Source organism: Luteibacter sp. 1214, assembly GCF_031455395.1.
Classification (GTDB): Bacteria; Pseudomonadota; Gammaproteobacteria; order Xanthomonadales; family Rhodanobacteraceae; genus Luteibacter; species Luteibacter mycovicinus.
Map to the genome: position 1 here is coordinate 181,363 of NZ_JAVDSQ010000005.1, position 23,140 is coordinate 204,502.

A 23,140-nucleotide genomic window follows, 5' to 3' on the forward strand; every position below is an offset into this window, starting at 1 on the left:
CTTAATGTAAGGGAATCCCCACAGGAGCTTCCCGCATGACAAGGTTCCGCACCGAACGTGACAGCATGGGTGAGTTGAAGGTCCCCGCCAAAGCCCTCTACGGGGCCCAGACCCAGCGCGCGGTGGACAATTTCCCTGTCTCCGGCCTCACCCTGCCGCGCGAGTTCATCCGCGCACTGGGCCTGATCAAATCGGCGGCCGCCGACGCCAACGTCAAACTGGGCCACCTCGACAAAGCGTCCGCCAAGGCCATCCGCGCCGCCGCCGAGCGCGTGGCAGCCGGTGAGGTCGACGAGCACTTTCCGATCGACGTGTTCCAGACCGGCTCGGGCACCAGCTCGAACATGAATGCCAACGAGGTGATCGCACACCTGGCCGAGGCGGCAGGGGACCCGGTTCACCCGAACGATCACGTCAACGCGGGGCAGAGCTCCAACGATGTCATTCCGACGGCCATCCTGGTCAGCGCGACGCTGGCGACCAGCGAGAAGCTGCTGCCCGCGCTGAAGCATCTGCGCAAGGTCATCGACGGCCGGGCGAAGGAACTGAGGAAGGTGGTAAAGACCGGTCGCACGCATCTGATGGATGCGATGCCGATCACCTTCGGTCAGGAGCTTTCGGGGTGGTCGGCGCAGATCGGCGATGCCGCCGAGCGCATTACCGATACGCTGAAGCGCACGCGTCGTCTGCCGCAGGGCGGCAGCGCGGTGGGCACGGGCATCAACGCCGATCCGAAGTTCGGCCCGGCCGTGGCGACGGAGCTGTCGAAGCTGACGGGGCTGAAATTCGAGTCCTCGGAAAACTACTTTGCCGGCATGGCGGCACAGGACGCACCGGTCGAACTGTCGGGCCAGCTGCGCACGCTCGCCGTCGCGGTGATGAAGATCGCCAACGACCTGCGCTGGATGAATTCCGGTCCGTTGGCCGGGCTGGGTGAAATCGAGCTGCCGGCGTTGCAGCCGGGTTCGTCGATCATGCCGGGCAAGGTCAACCCGGTGATCCCCGAGGCAGCCGCGATGGTCGCCGCTCAGGTTATCGGCAATGACGCGACCATCGCGATCGCGGGTCAGTCGGGCAACTTCCAGCTCAACGTCATGCTGCCCGTCATCGCCTACAACCTGCTGCAGTCGATCGAGATCCTGGCCAACGTGACGACGCTGCTCGCCGACAAGGCGATCGCCGGCTTCAAGGTCAACCAGGAGCACATTCGCGAAGCCCTGGACAAGAATCCGATTCTGGTTACCGCACTCAATCCCGTGATCGGTTACGAGAAGGGCGCCGCGACCGCCAAGCAGGCTTACAAGGAAAAGCGTCCCATCATGGATGTGGCGCTCGAGACCACGGGGCTCAGCAAAGCCGAGCTGGCCAAGCTACTCGATCCGGCGGCGCTGACCAAGGGCGGGATCCACGGCGGCGGTGGCGGCGGTGGCGGCGGAGGCGGTTGACCCGCCAGGTCAGCCCAACGGAATTAAGGTAGGAGCGCGCCCTGCGCGCGATAGACGTCGGACGACGCCGGATCGCGCGCAGGGCGCGCTCCTACACGTGGGTCTGGCACGGTAGATCGCCACCTCTCCCGACGACGCGACTGCATCGCTCATTCCCGCCTCGCACGTGCGAGCGCCACCTCTTGTTATCGATAATAATTCGCATTATCGTTCGCCGTAGTCGCTTCACCATCGATGCGACAGGACGCAATGAGGCGTCAGACCGGCATTCCGAACTCGCTCCCGGCTCCGCATTGTCCGTGGTTCCTGCGGCGAAAACCGCGGGTTGCTTGAGGTCGCCTCACACAACCGCGTCGCCGGGCTGCGCGACGTCCGACTTCTCTCTTCTCCGACGGAAACGCTAAATGAAGGACCGCATCCGCCAGCGCCAGATCGTTATCGCCCTGACCCTCGCGCTCGCCGCGCAAGCCGCGGCGGCGCAGGACAGCACGCAGGACACGGCGACGGACAAGACACGCAAGCTCGACCCGGTCGTGGTGACAGGCAGCGTGCTTGGCGCGTCGCGCGTGGAAGACGTCAGGACGTATGCGGGCAGCCGCCAGGTCATCGACCACGAAGCGCTGTCGACAGGTGCGAACCGGTCTCTTGACGATGCCTTGCAGCGCGTGCCCGGTGTGAAGATCTTCGACGAGACCGGTACCGGCGTACTGCCCCAGATTGCGCTGCGTGGTCTCTATGAAAGCCGCAGCGGTCGCGTTCAGGCGCTGCTCGATGGCATTCCGCTCTCGCTTGCGCCCTACGGACAGACCAGCCTCTCGCTGTTCCCGGTCACCATGAACCAGATCGACCGCATCGACATCGTGCGCGGCGGCGCGGCGGTGCAGTACGGCCCGAACAACGTCGGTGGCGTGATCAACTTCGTCAGCAAGCCGATCCCGGAGCGCTGGACGACGACCGTCGGCGAGAAGATCACCGCTTACGGCCGTGGCCAGACGCTCCGCGACACGTCGGTATCGACAGGTGGCTACCTCACGCCGAACTTCGGCATGCAGCTCGACGCCGATTACCTCAAGGGCGAATACTTTCGCGGACACAGCGGCACCGACGTGAAAAACGTACGTCTGCGTACCGAATGGTGGATCGCGGACGACAAGGTATTGAAGGCCGATGTGCAGCGCTACGTGGCGCGCATGGATATGGCTGGTGCACTGTCTGTCGCCGATTACCTTGACGACCCGCGTCAGGCCACACGTCCGCTCGATCGCTTCCATGGCACCACCACGCGTGCCTCGCTGACGTATGAGCAGGATCTGGGTGCCTGGTGGGCCTTCGACAGCTCGAAGTTCAGCTGGACCAACTTCAGCGCGGACAGCGAGCGCAACTTCATCGTGGGCATGCGTCGTCTCGCCACCGAGACCTGGCGCCCCGATCTGCCGCCGCAGTTGCTGCAGAGTGCACCACGCGGCTTCAAGGTCTACGGCACGCAACCCCAGTTCAGCCTGCACGTGGATGGACCGGTGTCCCAGCAGATCAGCGTGGGCGCCCGTGCCGTCCACGAGAATATCGATTTCCTCGTCGGCAACACGGGTCTCGACAACGGCGTCTACACGCTGGTCCGCGACTGGCAGTTCCGCGACCGCGCCTGGGCGGGTTACCTCAGCGACGCCATCGGCTTCGCGGACGATCGTTTCACCGTTACGCCCGGTGTGCGTTACGAGCACCTCGACGCGACCTATCTCAATCGCGCCAACGGTGTGTCGTTCACCAACAACGTCCGCAACTGGCTGCCCGGCCTGACCCTGGGCTTCAAGGCATCGGAGCGCTGGTACGTCTACGCGGATGCGCAGCGCTCCCTGCGCGCGCCGCAGGTGACCCAGATCGTGTTCGGCGATAACCTCGATTCCGAACTCGCATGGAATTACGAGCTCGGTGCGCGGTTCAACCCATCCGCGCGCACGGCGATCCACGCCGACGTCTACCGGATCGACTTCGATAAGCAGATCCAGCTCGACAACACCACGCGTACCTACGGCAATATCGGCAAGACCGTGCATCAGGGCCTCGAGGCGGATGTCGCCTGGTCACCTGAAGTGCTGGACGGCCTGAAGCTCACCGCAGGCTATGCCTATCTCGACGCCGAGCAGAAATCCGGTCTGTACGAAGGCCTTCGTGTGCCATACACCTCGCGCAACCAGGTCAGTCTCGGCGCTTCGTATACACGTGGTCATACAACGGTCGCGTTGTCCGGCTATTACTTCAGCAGCGCGTACACCGATGCGGCCAATACGCGCGCGGAGAACGCTACCGCCTCGGTCGGTCAGCTTCCTTCCTACGCCGTATGGAACGCGCAGTGGACGCAGGTGCTGATGACGCGTGGCACGTCGGTGCTGACGGGATCGCTCGCGCTAAACAACCTTTTTGACAAGCGGTACTGGTACAGGGGAATCGATACCAGCCCGTGGGGCCGCCAACCGGCTCCGAGTCGCAGTGTGACTGTCGGGCTGGAGCTGTCCTTCTGACGCACGACGTTTCGACGATCGGCCAGCTTCGCACGGATCACCGCGCGGCCAGCGGCCGCGGCACCCAAAGTTCGAGAACATTCGCACTACCCGTGCCGATCGGTAGCGGCACGGCCCGCGCGGGATTGTGCGCGAGCGAAGGCATGGTCGCGTTCGCCCAGTTCACCAGTGCAGTGGCGCAGTCCTTGCCATCGGGTGCATAGAGGAGGGTGGGCGTCTTCCATTCGAACGGGCTGTGGCGACCGTCACGCCTGGCCGTCTCGGTGACGTTCTCGACGCCCGCCGCCACGATGCCGAGCTGGCGCACCGCTGCGAGTTCGCGCAGCACGATCACGCGCTGGCTTTCCTCGTAGATCTGCGTATAGAGCATGAAAGGCTGGCGTGCGCTGCCGCAGGCCTTGATCGCCGTGTCGCGGGGTCCGACCGCCGACGGGGCGGCCGACAGCGGAGGGGGCGACGGCACGGGCGGTGGCGGCGCGCTCGCAACCGTGCCGGTGACGGCACTCGTCGGTTGTGCGGAGGCTGCCCCGGGCGTCGAGGCTTGCGTCGCCGGCGGCGTGCGGGCGAGCACGTCGGCATCGCGTCGGGCCTGCAACACCGCGTCTCGCTCTGCGTCACGCCAGGCCTGATAGTCGTCCATGGCCCGGTCCCAGTCGCCTTTCGACGCCATCCCGTCGGCGCTCAGGGCGAACGCCTGGCGGCTGCACTGGGTCGAGAGTCCGGCATCCGATGTGCGGAGGCATATAGGCTGCAGCAGGTCGCTCACATCCTGGAAAACGCGCTTTTGCTCGTCCGATAAGGTCAGGCCACCGATCACCGCGGTGAGCATGTTTACCTGCGCGTCCATCTCGCTGTCGAATTCGCCGCCCTTGACGGTGGGCGTGGACAGGTAATCGATGAGCAGACGGGTATCGCTGTTGAGCTGGCGAGCCAGATTCGCGCTTTCCGCTTGCAGGGACAGGCGTTGCTGCGAATGGGCGTCCCACGCCTGCCATCCGGCGAGCAGGGCGGTCAGCAGGGCGCCCACGCCGATGCCGGTACCGACGGTGGTGGCCAGTCGCTGTCCACGGGTCATTGGCGTCGCCGCCGGAGAGAGCGTGGCGCAGTTCGCGCCGAGGACCGGTGTGCTCCATGCCCAGTCGCCGGCGTGGCGCAGCATGGCGGCATCGACCGGCGCGCCAAGCAGCGCACCGAGTTCGCAATAACTCTCCCACTGGGCTTCGCTGTAGAACAGGTTGGTCGTACTTTGCTGGGGGAAGCTGCTGTCGCTGCCGGCGTAGCCGGCGACGTCCAGCGGCAGGTCGGTGGGGAGGCGTGGTTTGACCACCAGCAGCGTTCCACGCGTGCCATCGACATAGGTGATGCGGGCCAGCATCAGGTGGGCGTCGCCCGGTGCGGCTTCGAGGGTGTTCGGCGAGCCGAACAACGCCGCGAGCGGGCCGGCCGCCGGCGCCAGCTGGTCGGGATCCACGAACGCGATCGTTGCGTCGTAGTCGATGCGCGCCTTGCGCACCAGATTCTCGACATCCGCAAAGCGGAAATCGGGATCGGCGCCACAGTCGGCCAGCACGATGAGCGAGAGGCGTCGTTTGAGCAGCGCGTAGACGCCGGTGTTGTCGAACTGGCCACCGTCGGACAGATACCAGTCACGGCTGCGCAGGCCGGGAAAGCGCGCGAACATCTCGGCCAGCATCGCGCGGTATTTGGCGAACCATACTCGCCCGCGTACGTAACCGACCGTGAGGTTGGCCTGCCAGTAGCCGAGGCGGAGGCCGCTCAGAAAGGACATCGCCGCCGTGCCAGGCCGGGTCAATGATCCCATCCCCGAGCCCACGGCCGCGCCCGAAATCGCGATCCATTCGGCCAGTGTGGTGTGCTCGAGAAGCGCCTCCGATCCGGCCACGGGCCCGTGGGTTCCCGTTTCCACACCGAGCGCGCTCACGGTCAGGCTGACGCCTTTGCGATCCGCGTTATAGGTACCCGTGCGGTCGTCCACCGTCTGATTGATGCAACAGTTGACCAGATGAATGGGGCCGCCGAAGCGATGCGGCGTGTAGCTTGTCATTCCAGGGTCGTCGCCATCCAGCAGCCGGGTGACCTTGGTCACTTCTTCGGTGAGTTCGCGCGTGTTGTCCACGAGCGGGCTGGCCGGGAATCGCGGGCTGGGCGCCCCGTCGCTCGCGACATTGCCGACGGAAACATACGCCCGTGCGATGCGCGAACGGTAGAAGTAGTGCAGCGACGATCGATTGAGTTGTTGCAGGGCCCGTCCGTTGAGCAGGATGTAGATGGCGCTGACGATCGCCACCCATGCCCACCGCGCATACGCATTGCGCAGGAGGATGCTGAGTGGATCATCCTTCGCAGGAAAGATCAGCGTCTGGAAAATCGTCATCCAGAACAGCGTGAGGGCGAGCGTCAGGGCGATACCCAGCACGTTCGCCACGACACCCCACGAGATCTTCACCATGCCGCCTTTACCGCTGTCTTGCAGCATGGGCATGAGGTAGCGCGCGAGGCTCATCAGCAGCGTGGTGATTCCGACGCCGGCGGCGACGTGACCCGTCGCGTTCCCGCTCAGTGCCGCGACGAGCCAGACCTTCAGGTACCAGCTGAGCATGTCGAATGCGCCGAGGGCGAAGACCGCGGCAAGCGCCCTCAGGCACATCGCCAGCGCCGTCGTGTAACGCACGCGGTTGGCTTCTTCCTTTCTTCGCAGGCCACTGACCCGTGCGCAGAGCCATGCGAGTGGCGCGGGTAGCAGGAGGAAGGCCGCGGTGCCCAGCAGAATCTGGTCGAACGAGGCCGGAGTGGCTCCGCCCTGAGCCGTGTAGGCCCAGTGTCCGAGGTACATGCCGACGCCGGCGGCGATCAGAGCGGTCGCTATACCGCTACCCGTTTCCTTCCCGAGGAACCAGTACCCGTAGCAAGCCGTAAGCACACCAGCCAGCGGAATGGGTAAAAGCCACCACCAGAGGCTGACGGCCAGGGGTATGTTTTGTGTGAGGGGGACGAACCACGAATAGGCGAGGTGAGGAAGGGTGACCGCGCAGGCGACCAGCATCATCAGCACCAGGACCTCCGCCTGAGTGGCGAGAAAGCCGCGAAGCTGGCTTGAAAACGCCTGCAGCAGGTCGCGAGCACCGGCTGGTGCGAGAAAGCGACCGTTGTTGCGTAGCCACCACAGGAACAACGACCGGTCATTGGCGACGCCGGCTTCCACCGAGGCGGCGTCGCCATGGGCGCCGGCATGAAACAATCGGCCCAGTGCCGATCCGATGTAGCCGCCGCCCGAGACAGTGGACAGATAGTCGAACCGGTGCAGCACCTTGTTCCGCGCCAGCGCGCGCAGCAGGCCCAGGCAGAACGTCGCGCTGCGAATGCCGCCGCCCGACAACGCGAGGCCGATGACGGGCTCGCCGCTGGCCACGCCGGCCTCGGAGCGCCGCCGGGCCAGCGCCTCGCTTTCAGTTTCCACTGCCGTCATATCCGAATCCCTTGGCTGGGTCGATACGATGCGGCGGTCCCCACGCCGGGCGCTTCGTTACGTTGTTGTAGCGTCCGTGCCGATGGCTCGCAACCCGCCATCCAGCGTATTCCCGTGCGCTGGCGCACGAATCGGAAAGCGCCTCGCACATCGGCGGCGGTCAGCAGCGGCGCGTGAAAGCAAACGGCCCCCGAAGGGGCCGCTGCCTGGTGCATGGATCAGCTGTCGTCGCGCCATCGGCGGAACCAGATGGCACCGGCGATCATCGCCACACCCGCCGCGGCTCCGATCCAGAGCGAGGGGCTGGCCAGCGCGCTGTAGTGGTAGGCCAGATCCAGGCTTTCGAGCAGGTCGGCCGGATTGTCGTGACCGGGGACGATCATGGGGGACGCATTGCCGACCCATCCACCGGGAGCCAGGCTGCCCAGCAGGCGGCCCACGATATTCTTCCAGAACCAGCCACTTTCCAGACCCGCCAGGCCCATCAGGCCGAACCAGCTGACGATCACGCCGGCACCGAGGGGCAGGGCGATCGCCCAGAGGAACGGCTTGCCACGAGCCCAGGCGGAGCAGAGCAGCAGCCAGCCGATGGTGGGCAGCGCCCAGATCGCATACAGCGGGATCAGCAGCACCAGCTTCAGCACGACCTGAATCGGGTGAGCCTCCATCAGCAGGCGCCAGATGCCCAGGCCATGCAGGGACCCGACCACCGCCAGCACCATCGCCAGGCAAAGACCCACGACCACGCCGACCACGATGGAAATGACCGGGGCGACCAGCGCGGCACTCGCCACCTTCGACAGCACGGTGGACGTATCGGACAGCGGCAGCGACTTCCAGAACAGGATGCTGCGGTCGCGTCGGTCGTCGTACAGCGCGCCAAGGCAGTAGAAGAAAATCACGATGGCGGTGACCGCGAGCACGATGCCAGCCACGGCGTACAACATGATGTCGACGGCCGCACCCGCATTGCGTAGCTGCTCGGCGTCCATGCCGCCCTGGAAGTGCATCTGGTCGAACTTGAAGCCGCCCCACTTGCTGCTGCGGCCGAACACTTCGCCCACGGCGATGCCCATGGTGTTGAGCACGAGGAAAACGATGCCGGTGATCACCGGGGCCCAGAAAAACCCGCCCTTGTGCTCCCAGAATTCGCGCTTGACCATCCAGTAGAAGGTTTTCATGCGTAAGTGCCCTTCATGGTGGCGACGAAGAGGTCGCCGATCGACGGACGTCGTACCTCGCCCAGCTCTTCCAGCTTCAGCCGGTTGACGTTGTCGAAGAGGAAGATGCTCTTGCCGAACACCTGGCGTTCATCCAGGGGTTGCAGGGCGCGTGCGGCGGGAGCGTGTTCGGCGCCGACCAGAACTTCAGCGAAGCGCTCGCCCAGGCTGTCCATGTCCGTATCGAGCACGATCTTGCCGTCGCGGATGAACATCAGGTCGGTGAGGATGTGTTCGATTTCCTCGACCTGGTGGGTAGTCACCAGGATGGTTTTCTCTTCGTCGAAGTAGTCTTCCAGAAGGCTCTGGTAGAACTGCTTGCGATAGAGGATGTCCAGGCCCAGTGTCGGCTCGTCCAGGACCAGCAGCTTCGCGTCGATCGACATCACCAGTGCGAGGTGCAGCTGGACGATCATGCCCTTGGACAGCTGCTTCACCTTCTGCCCCGGCTGCAGTTTGGTGCGGGCCAGGAAGGCGTCGCACTTCTTGCGGTCGAACCGGGGGTGCGTATTGGCGACGAAGTCCACCGCGTCACCCACCTTGAGCCAGCGCGGCAGCACCGCGACGTCAGCGATGAAGCAGACCTGTTCCATCAGCTTGCCGCGATCCTTGCGGGGGTCGAGGCCGAGCACGTTGAGCTCGCCGTCGAAGGTGGTCAGGCCAAGGATCGCCTTGAGAGCCGTGGTCTTGCCGGCGCCGTTCGGGCCGATCAGGCCGACGATGCGGCCCGAACCGATCTGGAAGGAGGCGCCATCCAGCGCCAGGGACGACTTGAAGCGCTTGGTCAGGCCGGTGGCGGTAACGACCGCGGTCATGACGGATCCTCTGTGGAGCCATGGGCTTCACGCATCAGGGTTTTCAGGTCGAGGCCCATGCGCTGGAGGCGGGCGAACAGCGCCGGCCACTCTTCGCGCAGGAAGCGCTCCCTTTCACTTTTAAGCAGCGCGTCGCGCGCTCCGTCAATCACGAACATGCCAAGACCCCTCCGTTTCTCAACCAGTTGTTCGTCGACCAGCTCCTGATACGCCTTCGAAACGGTCAGCGGGTTGATCTGAAAATCCCCCGCGACCTGGCGTACCGACGGCAGCGGGTCGCCCTCACTCAAGGCGCCGTCCAGAATCATCGCCACCACGCGTTCGCGCAGCTGGCGGTAGATCGGGACGCTGTCGTTCCAGGTGATGGACATGTAGTTCAATCCTTCGCCGTGCGGCGCAGTGCATTTCCAAACGAATAGTAGGGCATGGCCAGCTGTGCGCCGATAAGGGCGGCGGCGCGATCCTCCGCGCTGCGCTTGAGCGCGGCGGCGGCCGAATCGAGGCTGGCATCGCTACCCAGAGCCGCTTCGCGCACATCGGCAGCGGTGGGGCGGACTTCCAGGGCGGGCAGGTCGACGACGCGAACGCCGTTGACGAAATGGGGTGCGGCAATCATGGCGGCAGCACGGTCATCGAAGGAGCGCAGGGCGAACACGCTGGTTCCGGCGATGAGTACAGAGGCGGTCAGTGCGATGAGATTCGGCGCTTTCATGGGACGACTCCGATGACGTGCTGCGGGCTTTGCCGTGCAGGTGTTGAGGTTAGAGGGCGGCGACGGTGGCGCCGGTGTCGGCGTAAACGACGACGGGGGCCATGTTCGTGACCTTGGTGCCGTTGATCACAGCCAGCGGCGCGGCGGTCGTCGACGTGCTGCTGAAAACGGCCAGGCTGGCGACGGCGATGGCGACGGAAGCGGCGAGGGCGATGTAGTTCGGGGATTTCATGACGTATGCTCCTGTGGTGCTGTGGGTGACCGGTGTTGTAGTGAACTATAACACCAGATTTTCAGTTGTCAACGGAAATTTCGCTAATTTCCATATGACTTATGGCCTAGGCCGAATGGCCGTGCCGCGCTGTGCTGGTGCGGTGCGTCGGCAGGCACCCCTTCTGATGCGGGGTTTTCCCAAAAGGTTTAGCGGGAGCCCTGCCCGCGGTTCCCATACGAAAACGGCCGGCTCCAAAAGAGCCGGCCGTCAGCCGAACGATGCCGCCCGAGGTCTTACAGCTCCGCGCGGAACTCCACACCGATAATCCGCGGGTCGTTGACAAACGCCGTACGGTTATTGAAGTCGATGCCGCCGGTGATCACCTTCTTGTTGGTGATGTTGCGGCCGTAGAACGCGACTTCGCGCTTGCCGAAGTCCCAGTTGTAACCGACACGGATGCCGCCTTCCAGGAACGGCTTGCTCTTGAACTCCGCCGAGTCGTACAGGAAGAAGTTCACTTCGCTGCGGTAGTTCCAGTCGGTGTAGACGAAGAACTCGCCGCTCTCGCCGTACGGGATGCCATAGCGCGCGGTCCAGGTGCCGATCCACTTCGGGGCATTGGGCAGCGTGTTGCCGTTGATCAGCGCATTGCCCGACAGGTTGAGCGGGTCGAGCACGGTGCAGCCGCCGCCGCAGGGTGCGATGGCGAGATCTCGGTCCTTCAGTTCGGTGTGGTTATAGCTGCCGCCGGCGGTCATGTAGAACTGCGGGGTCAGGTAAGCCTCGAGATCGAACTCGGCACCGTAGCCTTCGGTTTTTTTCGCATTGATCAGCTGCGTGACGTTGGTCGCGCCGCCGACGGCCGTCAGCTGCTGGTTGTGCATGTTGTACTTGTAGACGTCCGCGTTGAAGCGCAGCTTCTGGTCGTCCGTGGTCGACTTGAAGCCCACTTCGTACGAGGTGATCGTCTCCGGCTTGGCCGTCGAGATGCTGTTGGCGAAGTTGATCCGGCCCTGCACGCTGGGCGCACGGAAACCGTTGGCCACGCGAGCATAAACGTTGGCGTTCTTCGACAGCTGCCACGTTCCGGTCAGGTCGCCGCTCCAGCGCGCATCGGTGGGATCGGAGGTCAGCGGACCCACCGGGCCCGTGAAGCCGAGGAAGCGCTCCGCCTTGAACTCACGCTTGTCGTGCGACCAGCGCGCACCGGCGCGTACGTCGAACGTATCGGTGAAGTTGAAGTCCGCCGAGCCGAACACCGCCCAGGCCTTCGTGCGCTGGCTCTGATCCACCCAGCCGTTGAGCACGTGGTTATTGAGCGTGTCGTACGAGAAGTTGCTGATCGCGATGTCTTCGTCGAAGTAGTACGTGCCGACCTGCCACTTCAGGCGATCCGACGCGTCGTTCGACAGGCGGAATTCCTGAGTGATCTGGCGGTCCTTCGGCAGGGCGTCGGCCGTTTCCGAGAAGAACGGCGTGGTGCGGTTCGTGAAGCTGCTCCGGGCCGGGGTTTCGGAGGCGTCGTAGCCGCCGTCGACGTCGCCGAGGCTGTACGTAGTCGCGCGCTCGAGGCCCGTGATCGACGCGAAGTTCAGGTCGCCGAAGTGCCAGTTCAGGTGCAGGTTGCTGCCCCAGGTGAACAGGTGCTGCTTGTTGTTGCCGTCCTGCGAGACGGAGTCGCGATCGAAGCCGGGCACGAACTGATCGCCGCCGGGGGTGATCGCGTTGGCGCGGTTGACCATCGCGCTGCCGTCGAGCCAGCGGGCGTGGACGTTGATCAGGGCGTCGAAATCTTCCGTTGCCTTGTAAAGCGCCTGCAGGCGGACCGCGCGATCGTTGTAACCGCCGAGGTCGTCCTTCTTGCCCTTGTAGTCGTTGTCGATCCAGCCGTCCCGGTGCTGCGCGAGTGCGGAGACGCGGCCCGACCAGCTGGAGCTGAGCTTGCCGCCGAGAGCGGCTTCGGCGTTGGCCGTGCCGTAGGAGCCATAAGACACTCGGGCGTAGCCTTCGGTTTCCTGCGTCGGCTTGCGCGACTCGAACTTGATCACGCCAGCCGGCGAGTTACGGCCGAACAGGGTGCCCTGCGGGCCGCGCAGTACTTCGACCTGCTCCAGATCGAACAGCGGGAAACCCTTGAGAATCGGGTTTTCCTGGACGATGTCGTCGTAAACCATCGACACCGGCTGCGACGCGTTGAGGTCGAAGTCGCTGTTGCCCAGACCGCGAATATAGAAGCGCGGGAACTCGCGACCGTAAGAAGTCTCGGCATAGACGCTCGGCGCGCGCGAAGCGAGCTGCAGCACGCCGTCACCGGCCTGGCCGAACGACTCGAGTTTTTCGGCCGTGACCACCGTCATCGAGATGGGCACCTTCTGCAGGTCTTCGGTGCGCTTTTCGGCGGTGACGTTGATCGTCTCGAGTGTGGCCGACTTGGTTTTGCCGGGGGCCTGGCTGGTGGGCGTGGCGTCCTGGGCGAAGCTCGAACCGGCCGCAAGGACGGTGGCGATACTCAGGGCAATGGCGAGGCGACGCGGCATGCGGCGCGTGCTGGCATGGGACATGGTGTTGGTTTCCGCCTGGGTGGGGGTACTTGGGTGGGAAAACGAGCCTCGCCAACGTACGAACCGTTCGTACGGTGCCAAATCCCCTGGCGGGGCCCGAACCCGCAAATTATCCCCTGTGACGCTGTCATGACGAAAGCGTTGCATTGCAAAAACTTACTGCCGCGTCACGAAATCGCGGGCTGTCACGGAAGTGAAACGAGGGCTCGATACCTTGCGCCCCGTCCGACGCCTTGTCGGTGTTTTTAACCATTAAACGTCATGATCGACGACGTTTGAGGTTTTTCTCAATACTTTCGGAGCACGCTGGAATGAAGAGACTTCCCCTTGCCGCCGCCTTCTGGACCATGTGCGGAACCGCGGCCGCCGAGGGCGTGCCTCAGGCAGCCATCGAGTTGTATGTGGACTCGGAGACCCGCCAGATCTTTGCGGAACCCGGCCCGGGTCGCACGCGTCTGGGCAGGTTCGCCCAGGTCAGCGACAACCCGGCGCCTGCCGCCGTCACGGCGCCCGCTGTCGCGGACGCGGGGATCGCCGCTCCACGTGGAGCCGCGTCGGCGTCGGCAAGCGTGGCGAGTGCCGCAAAGCCGGCTTCGTCGTCGAAAGCCTGGTACGACAAGATCGGTATCCGCGGCTACGTGCAGATGCGCTACAACCAGGAGCTCGGCGATGACGCGAAGGACCTGAAGTCGCCCGGCGATCGCTACATCGGCCGCGAACAGGGCTTCGGCATCCGTCGGGCCCGTGTGGTAATCAGCGGCGATGTCACCGACAAGATGTCGATCTACATCCAGCCGGACCTCGCCAGCACGCCGTCGGGCTCGAGCACGGGCAACTTCGCTCAGTTGCGCGATGCCTACGCGGACCTCTGGCTGGACAAGGACAAGACCTTCCGCATCCGCGCAGGCCAGTCGAAGATTCCGTACGGCTGGGAAGACCTGCAGTCGAGCCAGAATCGTCTGGCGCTGGATCGCGCGGACGCGCTCAACTCCGGCGTGCGCGACGAGCGTGACCTGGGCGTGTTCTTCTACTGGACGCCGAAGGAGATCAAGGAGCGCTACGCGTACCTGGTCAAGTCAGGACTCAAGGGCTCCGGCGATTACGGTGTCTTCGGTATCGGCGTCTATAACGGGCAGGGCGCCAACCGACCGGATCGCAACGACCAGCTGCACTCGGTCATCCACTTCTCGTATCCGTTCAAGTTCGCCAACGGGCAGTTCCTCGAAGTGGGCGCGGATGCGTATTCGGGTCGCTACAAGGTGAGCACCGCGTCGGCGACGATCGATGGCCGCACGTTCACGCCGGTGGTCGACGCGCCCGAAGCAGGCTCGACGGATCGTCGCGTCGCCGCGCACGTCGTGTATTACCCGCAGCCGTTCGGTTTTCAGGCGGAGTGGACGGTGGGCAAGGGGCCGGAACTCGATGTGGCCAGCCGCAACGTCCGCACGAAGTCCTTGCGGGGCGGCTATGCGCAGGTGATGTACAAGTTCGATGGCGATGCCTATGGATCGCTGATTCCCTACGCGAAATGGCAGACGTATCGCGGCGCGGCCAAGTTCGATAACAACGCGCCGAAGATGTCGGTGGACGAGACGGAGCTGGGCGTGGAGTGGCAGCCGTCGAGCGCCGTGGAACTGGCGGTGGCGTGGGCGAACATGCGCCGTACCGACGTGAGTGCGGCGCCGTACCGGCGGATCGACGGGCAGCTGCTGAGGGTGCAGCTGCAGGTCAACTACTGACGCTCCTACCGCGCGGGGTAGGGGCGCGCCTGGATCGGGTTATTTCTTTTTGCTACCCGCCGCCAGCGATTTTTCGCGTATCGCCTTGAACTCGCTGCCTTCCTTCCACTCCGGCCATACATCGCTGTCGGCCAGCTTTTCGCCCAGCGCGTAATACGCCTTGACGTTCTGGATCACGCCGTCGAAGTTCCAGCGCATGTCGTACACGTCGGTGGGCTGGTGGTAGTGATTCTTCGTGTAATCCTCGGCGGCCGCTTCACCCGCGGCCTTGCCGCCCTGGACCATGTCGATGCCACCACCGGCGGCCAGAGCGGGCACGCCGGCCTTGGCGAAGTTGAAGTGATCCGAGCGGAAGTAGTGGCCCTTCTCGGGCGCGGCGTCACCACTGACGACACGGCCATCGGCTTTCAGCACATCCGCGAAAATGTCTTCCAGCGTGCCCTGACCCAGGCCGGTCACTTCCATGTCCTTCGTCGCTCCCGTGACCGGCAGCGCGTCCATGTTGATGTCGGCGACCGTTTTAGCGAGTGGGAAGGGCGGGTGGGCGACGTAGAATTGCGAGCCCAGCAGACCCGATTCCTCCATCGTCACCGCCGCGAACACGACGGTGCGCTTCGGTTTCTCCTGCGCGAACTTGCCGGCTATCTCGAGCATGGCGGCGATGCCGGTGCCGTTATCGACGGCGCCGTTGTAGATCTGGTGCCCCTTCAACGATGGATCGTGGCCCAGATGATCCCAGTGCGCGGTGTAGACAACGGCTTCGTCGGGCTTCTCGCTGCCCTTGATCATGCCGATCACGTTGTTGCTGAGCGAATGCGAGATGGTGCTGTTGAGGTGGATGTTCGCCTTCGCGTCCAGCGGCACGGCCTTGAAACCGCGTATGTCGGCCTGTTTTGCCAGGTCGTCGAAATTCTTGCCGGCCTTCGCGAACAGTCGTTGCGCCGCTTCATGCGTGAGCCAGCCGGCCACGGGCAGTCGGGGGCCCGGCGCCTCGCTCTCGGGCAGATCCAGACGCGGCATGGTCCAGCCACTCTGCACCACGTTCCAGCCGTAGGCGGCCGGCTCGGTCTGGTGGACGATGAACGCGGCGGCGGCACCCTGACGTGCGGCCTCTTCGAACTTGTATGTCCAGCGGCCGTAGTAGGTCATCTCGCGACCCTTGAAGAGCCTGGGGTCGTTGCCGTTCCAGCCCGGGTCGTTGACCAGGATGACCACGGTCTTGCCCTTCACGTCGACGCCGTCGAAGTCGTTCCACTGGGCCTCCGGCGCGTTGACGCCGTAGCCGACGAAAACCACGTCCGAATCCTTCAGCTCCACATCGGCCCTGGCCTGGAGCGTGCCCACGACCATGTCCTTGCCGAAGGCGAAGTCCTCCTGGGCGCCGCCCTCGGCGACATCGAGCTTCAGGGTGTCCTGGTCGTTCAACGCCGTGGAGACCGCGGGCACGGTCTGCAGCCAGTCGCCCTTGTTGCCGGGCTCCACGCCCATGCGCTTGAACTGCTCGACGATGTAGTTGGTGGTCAGGCGCTCGCCCAGCGTGCCCGGCTTGCGGCCGTCGTACTCGTCCGAGGATATCGTGCGCAGGTGAGACGCGAAGTCGCCGGCCGTGATCTCCGGGCTGAAATCGTGGTGTTCGTTAGCGACGGCGGGCAACGGCGGGGGCGGGGAGGTGGACACCCTGGCCGGGCCCGGCGCGGGTGCCGCGGCGGTCTTGTCTTCATCGTGGGACTGGCAGGCCGCCAGGGTCAGGGCGGTCAGGCAGGCGAGAGCGAGTCGACGCATCGGCGGGCATACCCTTGTGGATGAGATGGTCCCCGAGTGTAGCCGCATCGTCGGCCCTGTCGCCCGGCCTCAAGCATGGTCATAATGGACGGTTTTCCTGTCCGGAAACGCCTACATGCGCATCGGCATCGACTTCGGCACCAGCTATTCGGCCGCCGCCGCGGTCGTCGACGGCCAGCTCGAACTGGTCCGCTTCGGCGACGCCCAGCAATTTCGCACCGCCGTGTTCTTCCCCGAGGTCGTCCCTAACATCGACGACTTCGTGCTGACGCCGGCCCTCGAGGCCCAGGTGGACGCTTTCGTGCGCGCCTCGCGTGCGGATGAACGCCAGTCAGGGCGTACCCCTCGCCCGGAAGGCGATCTGCGCCGCGACGCGATCCGGGTGGTCCGCCGCCAGTGGATGGAGGAGCGGACCCGGGAGGCCTCGGCATCGGTGGCCAGCTTCCAGGACGCCCTGTTCGGCGAGGAGGCGGTCGAGGCCTACCTCGAAGAAGGCACAGGCAACCTGATCGAATCGCCCAAGTCGATGTTCGGCTACAAGCTGGATCCCCGTGTCCGCAAGACGATCGTCAGCATCGCGGCGCACATTCTCGAGCACGTCCGCCTGGTGGCGACCCGCCAGTTCGGCACCCCGGTACGGGCGGCCGTGATCGGTCGCCCCGTGGAATTCCGCAGTTCGATGGGCGCGGCGGGTGGCGAGCAGGCGCTCTCGATCCTGCGCGAGGCGGCGGGCATCGCCGGCTTCGACGAGGTCTCGTTTCTCGAGGAGCCCGCGGCGGCGGCCATGCATTACCACCTGTCCCTGCCGGAGCGGCAGAGGGCCATCATCGTCGACATCGGCGGCGGTACCACCGACGTGGCTTATGCCGAGCTGGGCGCGGGCGAGACGCCGGTCATGCATCGCAGTTGGGGCTTGCCGCGCGGGGGTACCGATCTGGATGTCGGCGTGAGCCTGCACAGCTTCATGCCTCTGTTCGGCAAGGACACCACCGGCGTTCCCGTGCACCACTTCGTCGAAGCGGCCAGCGTGCACAACCTGCCCAAGCAGCGCGAGTTCCGCAAACAGGACTACCGCTTCGTCGATGAGCCGTTCCGCTCGCGCCTGCAGGCACTGCAGGGCACGGGCTCGACGACGCGCCTGAACCAGTCGGCGGAACGGGTAAAGATCGGGTTGTCGGCCAGCGACTCCACAACGGCTTCGCTGGACTTCATCGAGCTAGGCTTGGCGATCCATGCGGTGTCGGCGGATTTCGACGCGGCTTCCGAGGACTTCCTCGATCGCATGGCGCGTTTGCTGAGCGAGGCAAGTGCGGATCTGGACGAGGCGCCTCGCAGCGTTTTCCTGACCGGCGGCACCTCGCGTTCGCCACAGGTGCGCGCGCGGGTGGGCGCCAGCTTCCCCGGCGTGGCGGTGGTGCATGGGGACCCCTCGCTGGGCGTTGTCGCAGGACTGGCCCAGGCGGCACTTTTGCCAATTTCATCAAATGCTTGAGTGAACGTTAGGCCTATTCGGCAAATTCACACACCACTAGCATTTCTTGCCTTACATGAGTAGTTATACGGTCTGACGTCGTCTCACTCGAATGTGTGAGGGCGATTGGCTAGGGAGATGCTGCGGACAGGCAGAGTGCCTGTCCCCGGGACGGTGGGGGTGTAGACGTATGGCTACGATGAATCGCTGGGAGGACCGCACATGAATCGTCCTTCCGATGTACAGGGGCTCGAGGATTACGATCTGGTGACGCTGGGCGCCGCCCTGGGTGTATGCGACGTCGATCTTCTCACTCTGAGTCCGGCGCGACCTCGCGCCGCGCTGTCCTCGAAGTCTCATGACGGTGTCACCTATGTCACCGCGCACCTGGACTTCGACGTGCGCGGGACACTGACCGTTCCTGAAGATGCCTGCATGCTCGTATATCTGCACGAGGCAGGTGAACGAAGCTGGTGCCAGGGCATCAGCGTGGAATCGGAAATGGCGGTGACCCTGCTCAGGGGAACACCGACAGATTTCATGTTCGAGCGAGGCACGCGCTTTACCCTGGTCGTGGCCCCGTACGCACGGTTCCGCTCCCGGTTCCTCGCCTCCGACCATGCCGACGTCGACATGGCGGCCCAGCGACTGCGTCTGTTTTCGGTCAACTCCGATCATCTCAAGCGGGCTTACAGGCAAATCGCCGACAGGTTGCGTGAATCCGACGACGTGGCTTTCGGTCCGGTCGAGGATCTCCTCGACGAGCACATCCGTGTCGCACTCGGTTCGTCCCCGGAAGACCGCCCGGTGGCCTCGCGCGGGCGGCGGGCGCACTATCAGGTCATGCGGCGGGCGGAACGTTTCATGCGGGCCAACCTGCGCCGCGATATCTACTCGCAGGAGCTCTGTCAGGCGGCAGGGGCCAGTGAACGCGGCTTGCGCTACGCCTTCGACGACCTGCTCGGTATCCCGCCCAACCGCTACCTGGCGATGCTACGGCTGTGTACGGCCCATCGCAGTCTGGTTACCGCGGAGGCCGGCCGTCGTTCGGTCAAGTCGGTGGCATTGAGCTGCGGCATGTGGGACCTGTCTCGCTTCGCTGAGAAATACCGCAGCGTCTTTGGCGAGCAGCCACGCGAGACACTGACCCGAAGCGCACCGGCGGAAGACCTCACGGTTGCCGAGGAGTACGACGGTTGGTGACGGAGGGGTAAGCGTCGGACAGAGGCGGTCCGTCCAACTCCGGGTTGCCTTCCGGTCGGCGTAGGGGTATTGGTATGGGCGTCCATACTTTGCTTCATATGCCGAAACGACTCGATATACGGCTCATCGCACCCTCTGGTTATGCGGAAGACCGCGCTGCTGGTCAGCGCGGGATCGAACGTCTCCAGGCCGCAGGCCATACCATTCTGGGCACCGATGTGCTCGACCGCGTCTCGCTGCGTTTCGCCGGGAGCGATGCCGAGCGCGCGTCGGAAATCAATCGCCTTGCCGATGCGGGGCGGGCGCTCCCGGATATCGTGATGGCCACCTGTGGTGGCTACGGTGCCGTGCCGCTGCTGGATCGCCTCGACTACACCGGGTTGCGGGAGCGCTTCGCCGACGAGCAGTGCGCCTTCGTCGGCCACGGCGAGTTCACCGTGCTGCAGTGTGCTCTGCTGGCCTGTAGCGGAATCAGCTCGTTCCATGGGCCCATGCTCGTGCCGGACTTCGGCGCCGATTACCTGCGCGAGACCACCTGGCGGCAGTTCTGGCTCACGGTGCTCTCGCCGCGTGCGGATTTCGAGTGGCTGTGCCCGGATACCCAGACCGACCTGCGCGCCAGCGGCACGTTATGGGGCGGTAACCTCTCGTCCCTGTGCAGCCTCACCGGTACGGCTTATCTGCCCGACATCGAGGGCGGCATCCTCTATATCGAGGAGAGCGGCGAACAGGCCTTTCGTATCGAGCGGATGCTCTACGAGCTGAAGCTGAGCGGCGTCATCGACCGGCAGTCGGCCATCTTGATCGGTGGCCTGGGCGGCCAACGCGTCAGCGAGTACGACAACGGCTACGACATGGAACACGCACTCGAGCGTTTCGCGGACATTGCCGAGACCCCGCTCGTACGCGGTCTGCATTTCGGCCATGGGCCGGACAAGGTCACGCTTCCCTTCGGCGCGCCTGCCGAACTGCGCATCGTCGACGGCAACGCGTTGCTCTCCGCCCGCGGATACCACTGCGCGGGCGGATCGCGCATGCCATCCTGATCACGCCAGCGCAGTGACCTGCGTGGCGCCGATGACACCGATGAAAACGATGGACAGCACCCAGAAGCGTGCCGGGTCGCGCCACACGCATACGCCCAGACACACCAGGCCAAGCACGCAGGAAACGATGCCCGCGGCGGTGAGTCCGACCGCGACGAGCGAGGGGTCGCCACCGCCGGATGCGATGAGCATCGGACGGAAGATGGCGTACCAGGCAAGGACGAGGCAGGCGCCTCCGACAATGCCTAGCAGCCAGTTGGCGGGGTGATTCTTCGGCAGCATGTTGATGCCGAGAAAAATGGCGAGAACAGCGACAGCGAAAACGACGAGCAACAAAGCCATGCGTTAACCCCTTTGTCATTGTCTTGGCCGGCGATCCCCACCGCCGGGCCGTTTCCCGAGCATGGCCCATCGCGCAGCCAAGGTCATGCTGCGGCGCGGGAACGGGGTTTCGTCGGCCCATGGCCGGTTTCGTCGGATCGGCCCTCATCGGGCGCCGGGACCGTCGTATGCTCGCCGCACTTTCGGGACGCGGGTGGCTGTGATGGCATGGGGCAGGAGTGTCAGATTTCTGGGGCGTATCGCGGTGGCGTGGGTCGCGGCATGGTGCGTCATGCTCGTGGTCTGGAACGCGCTTGGCTGGAACCATGGCGAGCTGCCGTGGATCTTTACCTTTCTGTGGTTCGTCGGTCTGCTGATCGCACTGGGAAGGGGCGTCACGCATCTCTACCGCGTGCGGACCATCGCCGGCCGTATCGATGCGGAGACGTTGTCGAACCGTCAGCGCCGTCGTGTCGAGGTACCTCATCCCGCCGACGAAGCCTACGCCCTTGTCGAGAGCGTGATGCGCGATCTGCCTGACGTCCACGAGGTCGCGGCGGCCCGCGGCGGCCTGCAGGTGCGCGCCGTCATTCGCGGACCGGAGCACGAGCGGCCACGTCTTCGTGGGCGCCAGATGCCCCGGCTGCCGATGGACGTCCAGACGCGCATCTCGGCGACCATCACGCCCGCCGACGGATCATGCAGCGTCATGTTCGTCTGTGAGCCGGATGCCGGTGCCTGGAGCGACTGGTTCAACCCCGACCGTGGCGCCTCGCTCGAGTACGTGGAAACCCTGGTGCGCGCCTTGACCCAGCGCCTGGCCGAACGTCGTAACCGGGAACGCGCCGACGTGCGCCAGACCACGATGGAAAAGGAACTGACCGCGGCGCAGCTGGGATTGCTGCAGGCACAGGTCGAACCGCACTTCCTCTACAACACGTTGGCCAGTGCCCAGGAACTCGTCCGTACCGACCCGGCGCGCGCCGATCGCATGCTGGGCCATCTCATCGATTACCTGCGTCGCTCGCTTCCGCGCACCGATGGTTCGCTCTCGACGCTGGCGCAGGAGCTCGAACGTTCCACGGCGTGGCTGGAGATCATGAAGCTGCGCATGGGCGAGCGCCTCACCGTGCATGTCGATGTCCCGGCACCTATCGCGGATACGCCGATGCCGTCGATGATGCTGCAGACGCTGGTGGAAAACGCGATCAAGCACGGGCTCGAGCCGAAGCCTGGTGGCGGCGGCATCTGGATCCGCGCGACGCTGGATGGTCCCTCGCTGTCGCTCACCGTGGCCGACGATGGCGTCGGCTTCCGCAGCGAGGGCTCGGGCACCGGTATCGGCCTGAAGAATCTGCGTGAACGACTGCGCCTGACCTACGGTGCCCTGGCCACGTTCGCTATCGGCAACAATTTTCCGCACGGCGTCGCGGCGACCATCATGCTGCCGGCCCGGGGAGTGAACGACCGTGCCTAAATGCATCGTGGCCGAAGACGAGAAGCTGCTCGCCGCCGCGCTCCAGCGTGAACTGGCACAGGCATGGCCGGATCTGGACATCGTGGCGGTCTGCGAAGATGGCGGCGAAGCGCTGGATGCCATCGCGACGCACCGTCCCGACGTCGCTTTTCTCGATATCCGTATGCCGGGTCTTACCGGTATGGAAGTCGCCGCGGCGGCGGCGGATGCCAGCCCGACGACGCTCGTCGTGTTCGTGACCGCGTATGACCAGTATGCCGTCGATGCCTTCGAACGTGGCGCGGTCGATTACCTGTTGAAGCCGGTGGTGGCGGATCGACTGGTGCAGACCGTGAGACGCCTGCGCAGCCGGCTCGCCGAAGCGGAGCGTCATTCACGCCGTACGGGCGACCTGGCGAAGGATCTGATCGGCCGTTTCGATGAGCCCACCGACGAACCGCTGACCTGGATCACGGCGGGAGCGGGGAAGGCCACGCGTCTGATTCTCGTCGACGACGTGATCTATTTCCGCGCCGACAACAAATACACGCTGGTGGCCACCGCGGAGGGCGATGCCTTGCTTACCAGGCCGATCCGCGACCTGCTGCGTCAGCTGGATGCCAGGTCGTTCCGGCAAATCCACCGGTCCACGATCGTCAATCTCCGCCAGGTGGCATCGGTCGAGCGAGACGACAGCGGTAAAGGCTGTCTTCGCCTGCGCGGTCGTCCCGAAACGCTGAGCGTCAGTCAGCCCTTCATGGCCATCTTCCGGGCCATGTGACGAAGGAGAACGTCATGCGATGGTTCCTCGCCATTTTTTACTGCTTTCTGAATCTTGCCGGTTGCACGGACTCGCAGAACCGCGTCATGGTGGTGACCGCGAAGGAAAACGGCCACGTGAACCTGGACAGCCGAACGGAGGTGCGCATGGGACGCGCGCGTTTCGCCTGCGAAGCGAGCGATTCGGGGCAGTGTCATTACACGGTGTTCGACGGGGATAAGCCGCTGCGGAGCTTCGTGCTCGCGGTGCGCGAAGAGCGGCGGGTGGATGGCTTGCCCGGTGGATTTGCGCAGTGCGTGACGCGCGACGGAGCAAAGATGTCGCCGACCTGCAAGGCCATCTGAAATCGTAGGAGCGCGGCACGCTGG

At 64.7% G+C, this 23,140-nt stretch carries 18 protein-coding genes; 9 read left to right on the forward strand and 9 right to left on the reverse strand.

Annotated features, from left to right (window positions below):
- Positions 1-35 precede the first annotated feature (35 nt).
- The gene (locus J2X57_RS13475) at positions 36-1,445 is read left to right on the forward strand and encodes a class II fumarate hydratase (RefSeq protein WP_309867868.1); all 1,410 of its coding nucleotides are present in this window, start codon (positions 36-38) and stop codon (positions 1,443-1,445) included.
- 404 nt (positions 1,446-1,849) lie between these two features.
- The gene (locus J2X57_RS13480) at positions 1,850-3,964 is read left to right on the forward strand and encodes a TonB-dependent siderophore receptor (protein WP_309867870.1); all 2,115 of its coding nucleotides are present in this window, start codon (positions 1,850-1,852) and stop codon (positions 3,962-3,964) included.
- A 37-nt stretch (positions 3,965-4,001) separates the two neighbouring features.
- Here the strand turns inward: J2X57_RS13480 and J2X57_RS13485 are convergent, their stop codons facing one another.
- From J2X57_RS13485 to J2X57_RS13515, 7 genes are all read right to left on the reverse strand, one after another.
- A complete protein-coding gene (locus J2X57_RS13485; RefSeq protein ID WP_309867872.1) occupies positions 4,002-7,451 on the reverse strand; it encodes a patatin-like phospholipase family protein in 3,450 nt (1,149 codons plus the stop codon).
- Between the two features lie 218 nt (positions 7,452-7,669).
- Positions 7,670-8,632 (reverse strand): hypothetical protein, encoded by a 963-nt coding sequence (locus J2X57_RS13490; RefSeq protein ID WP_036112336.1) that lies wholly within the window; start codon positions 8,630-8,632, stop codon positions 7,670-7,672.
- Positions 8,629-9,486 carry an ABC transporter ATP-binding protein gene (locus J2X57_RS13495; protein WP_036112339.1) on the reverse strand — a complete coding sequence of 286 codons (858 nt, stop codon included), beginning with the start codon at positions 9,484-9,486 and terminating at the stop codon, positions 8,629-8,631. Before J2X57_RS13495 ends, J2X57_RS13490 begins: the two co-directional genes overlap by 4 nt.
- On the reverse strand, positions 9,483-9,857 hold the full coding sequence (locus J2X57_RS13500) for a GntR family transcriptional regulator (protein WP_036112341.1): 375 nt from the start codon (positions 9,855-9,857) through the stop codon (positions 9,483-9,485). Before J2X57_RS13500 ends, J2X57_RS13495 begins: the two co-directional genes overlap by 4 nt.
- A gap of 5 nt (positions 9,858-9,862) precedes the next feature.
- On the reverse strand, positions 9,863-10,198 hold the full coding sequence (locus J2X57_RS13505) for a hypothetical protein (protein ID WP_036112344.1): 336 nt from the start codon (positions 10,196-10,198) through the stop codon (positions 9,863-9,865).
- Positions 10,199-10,247: 49 nt separating this feature from the next.
- Complete coding sequence (locus J2X57_RS13510) at positions 10,248-10,430, reverse strand: hypothetical protein (protein WP_036112346.1); 183 nt, start codon at positions 10,428-10,430, stop codon at positions 10,248-10,250.
- Between the two features lie 275 nt (positions 10,431-10,705).
- The gene (locus J2X57_RS13515; protein ID WP_239709072.1) at positions 10,706-12,973 is read right to left on the reverse strand and encodes a TonB-dependent receptor; all 2,268 of its coding nucleotides are present in this window, start codon (positions 12,971-12,973) and stop codon (positions 10,706-10,708) included.
- A 347-nt stretch (positions 12,974-13,320) separates the two neighbouring features.
- Here J2X57_RS13515 and J2X57_RS13520 point away from each other — a divergent pair, with 347 nt between their 5' ends.
- Complete coding sequence (locus J2X57_RS13520; RefSeq protein WP_309868083.1) at positions 13,321-14,712, forward strand: porin; 1,392 nt, start codon at positions 13,321-13,323, stop codon at positions 14,710-14,712.
- A gap of 39 nt (positions 14,713-14,751) precedes the next feature.
- On the opposite strand, the gene J2X57_RS13525 is transcribed toward J2X57_RS13520, so the two are convergent.
- On the reverse strand, positions 14,752-16,494 hold the full coding sequence (locus J2X57_RS13525) for a M28 family metallopeptidase (protein WP_309867879.1): 1,743 nt from the start codon (positions 16,492-16,494) through the stop codon (positions 14,752-14,754).
- 115 nt (positions 16,495-16,609) lie between these two features.
- On the opposite strand from J2X57_RS13525, the gene J2X57_RS13530 reads away from it, so the two are divergent.
- The 3 genes from J2X57_RS13530 (at position 16,610) to J2X57_RS13540 (ending at position 20,214) form a co-directional block, all read left to right on the forward strand.
- Positions 16,610-17,986, forward strand: a complete 1,377-nt coding sequence (locus tag J2X57_RS13530) for an Hsp70 family protein (protein WP_309867882.1) — start codon at positions 16,610-16,612, stop codon at positions 17,984-17,986.
- A gap of 201 nt (positions 17,987-18,187) precedes the next feature.
- Positions 18,188-19,168 (forward strand): helix-turn-helix domain-containing protein, encoded by a 981-nt coding sequence (locus J2X57_RS13535; RefSeq protein ID WP_036112354.1) that lies wholly within the window; start codon positions 18,188-18,190, stop codon positions 19,166-19,168.
- 74 nt (positions 19,169-19,242) lie between these two features.
- The gene (locus J2X57_RS13540) at positions 19,243-20,214 is read left to right on the forward strand and encodes an LD-carboxypeptidase (protein WP_239739776.1); all 972 of its coding nucleotides are present in this window, start codon (positions 19,243-19,245) and stop codon (positions 20,212-20,214) included.
- Here the strand turns inward: J2X57_RS13540 and J2X57_RS13545 are convergent, their stop codons facing one another.
- A complete protein-coding gene (locus J2X57_RS13545; protein ID WP_036112357.1) occupies positions 20,215-20,556 on the reverse strand; it encodes a hypothetical protein in 342 nt (113 codons plus the stop codon).
- 202 nt (positions 20,557-20,758) lie between these two features.
- On the opposite strand from J2X57_RS13545, the gene J2X57_RS13550 reads away from it, so the two are divergent.
- Genes J2X57_RS13550 through J2X57_RS13560 form a run of 3 tightly spaced genes read left to right on the forward strand, consistent with a single transcriptional unit; the run spans position 20,759 to position 23,116 of the window.
- Positions 20,759-22,012, forward strand: coding sequence for a histidine kinase (locus tag J2X57_RS13550; RefSeq protein ID WP_036112359.1), 1,254 nt, complete (start codon positions 20,759-20,761; stop codon positions 22,010-22,012).
- On the forward strand, positions 22,005-22,772 hold the full coding sequence (locus J2X57_RS13555) for a LytTR family DNA-binding domain-containing protein (protein WP_043694614.1): 768 nt from the start codon (positions 22,005-22,007) through the stop codon (positions 22,770-22,772). Before J2X57_RS13550 ends, J2X57_RS13555 begins: the two co-directional genes overlap by 8 nt.
- Positions 22,773-22,786: 14 nt before the next feature.
- Positions 22,787-23,116, forward strand: coding sequence for a hypothetical protein (locus J2X57_RS13560; protein WP_051943485.1), 330 nt, complete (start codon positions 22,787-22,789; stop codon positions 23,114-23,116).
- Positions 23,117-23,140 lie beyond the last annotated feature (24 nt).

Coding starts and splice junctions, on each gene's coding strand:
- J2X57_RS13475 (WP_309867868.1), top strand. CDS start 36: ATGACAAGGTTCCGCACCGAACGTGACAGCATGGGTGAGTTGAAGGTC.
- J2X57_RS13480 (WP_309867870.1), top strand. CDS start 1,850: ATGAAGGACCGCATCCGCCAGCGCCAGATCGTTATCGCCCTGACCCTC.
- J2X57_RS13485 (WP_309867872.1), bottom strand. CDS start 7,451: ATGACGGCAGTGGAAACTGAAAGCGAGGCGCTGGCCCGGCGGCGCTCC.
- J2X57_RS13490 (WP_036112336.1), bottom strand. CDS start 8,632: ATGAAAACCTTCTACTGGATGGTCAAGCGCGAATTCTGGGAGCACAAG.
- J2X57_RS13495 (WP_036112339.1), bottom strand. CDS start 9,486: ATGACCGCGGTCGTTACCGCCACCGGCCTGACCAAGCGCTTCAAGTCG.
- J2X57_RS13500 (WP_036112341.1), bottom strand. CDS start 9,857: ATGTCCATCACCTGGAACGACAGCGTCCCGATCTACCGCCAGCTGCGC.
- J2X57_RS13505 (WP_036112344.1), bottom strand. CDS start 10,198: ATGAAAGCGCCGAATCTCATCGCACTGACCGCCTCTGTACTCATCGCC.
- J2X57_RS13510 (WP_036112346.1), bottom strand. CDS start 10,430: ATGAAATCCCCGAACTACATCGCCCTCGCCGCTTCCGTCGCCATCGCC.
- J2X57_RS13515 (WP_239709072.1), bottom strand. CDS start 12,973: ATGTCCCATGCCAGCACGCGCCGCATGCCGCGTCGCCTCGCCATTGCC.
- J2X57_RS13520 (WP_309868083.1), top strand. CDS start 13,321: ATGTGCGGAACCGCGGCCGCCGAGGGCGTGCCTCAGGCAGCCATCGAG.
- J2X57_RS13525 (WP_309867879.1), bottom strand. CDS start 16,494: ATGCGTCGACTCGCTCTCGCCTGCCTGACCGCCCTGACCCTGGCGGCC.
- J2X57_RS13530 (WP_309867882.1), top strand. CDS start 16,610: ATGCGCATCGGCATCGACTTCGGCACCAGCTATTCGGCCGCCGCCGCG.
- J2X57_RS13535 (WP_036112354.1), top strand. CDS start 18,188: ATGAATCGTCCTTCCGATGTACAGGGGCTCGAGGATTACGATCTGGTG.
- J2X57_RS13540 (WP_239739776.1), top strand. CDS start 19,243: ATGGGCGTCCATACTTTGCTTCATATGCCGAAACGACTCGATATACGG.
- J2X57_RS13545 (WP_036112357.1), bottom strand. CDS start 20,556: ATGGCTTTGTTGCTCGTCGTTTTCGCTGTCGCTGTTCTCGCCATTTTT.
- J2X57_RS13550 (WP_036112359.1), top strand. CDS start 20,759: ATGGCATGGGGCAGGAGTGTCAGATTTCTGGGGCGTATCGCGGTGGCG.
- J2X57_RS13560 (WP_051943485.1), top strand. CDS start 22,787: ATGCGATGGTTCCTCGCCATTTTTTACTGCTTTCTGAATCTTGCCGGT.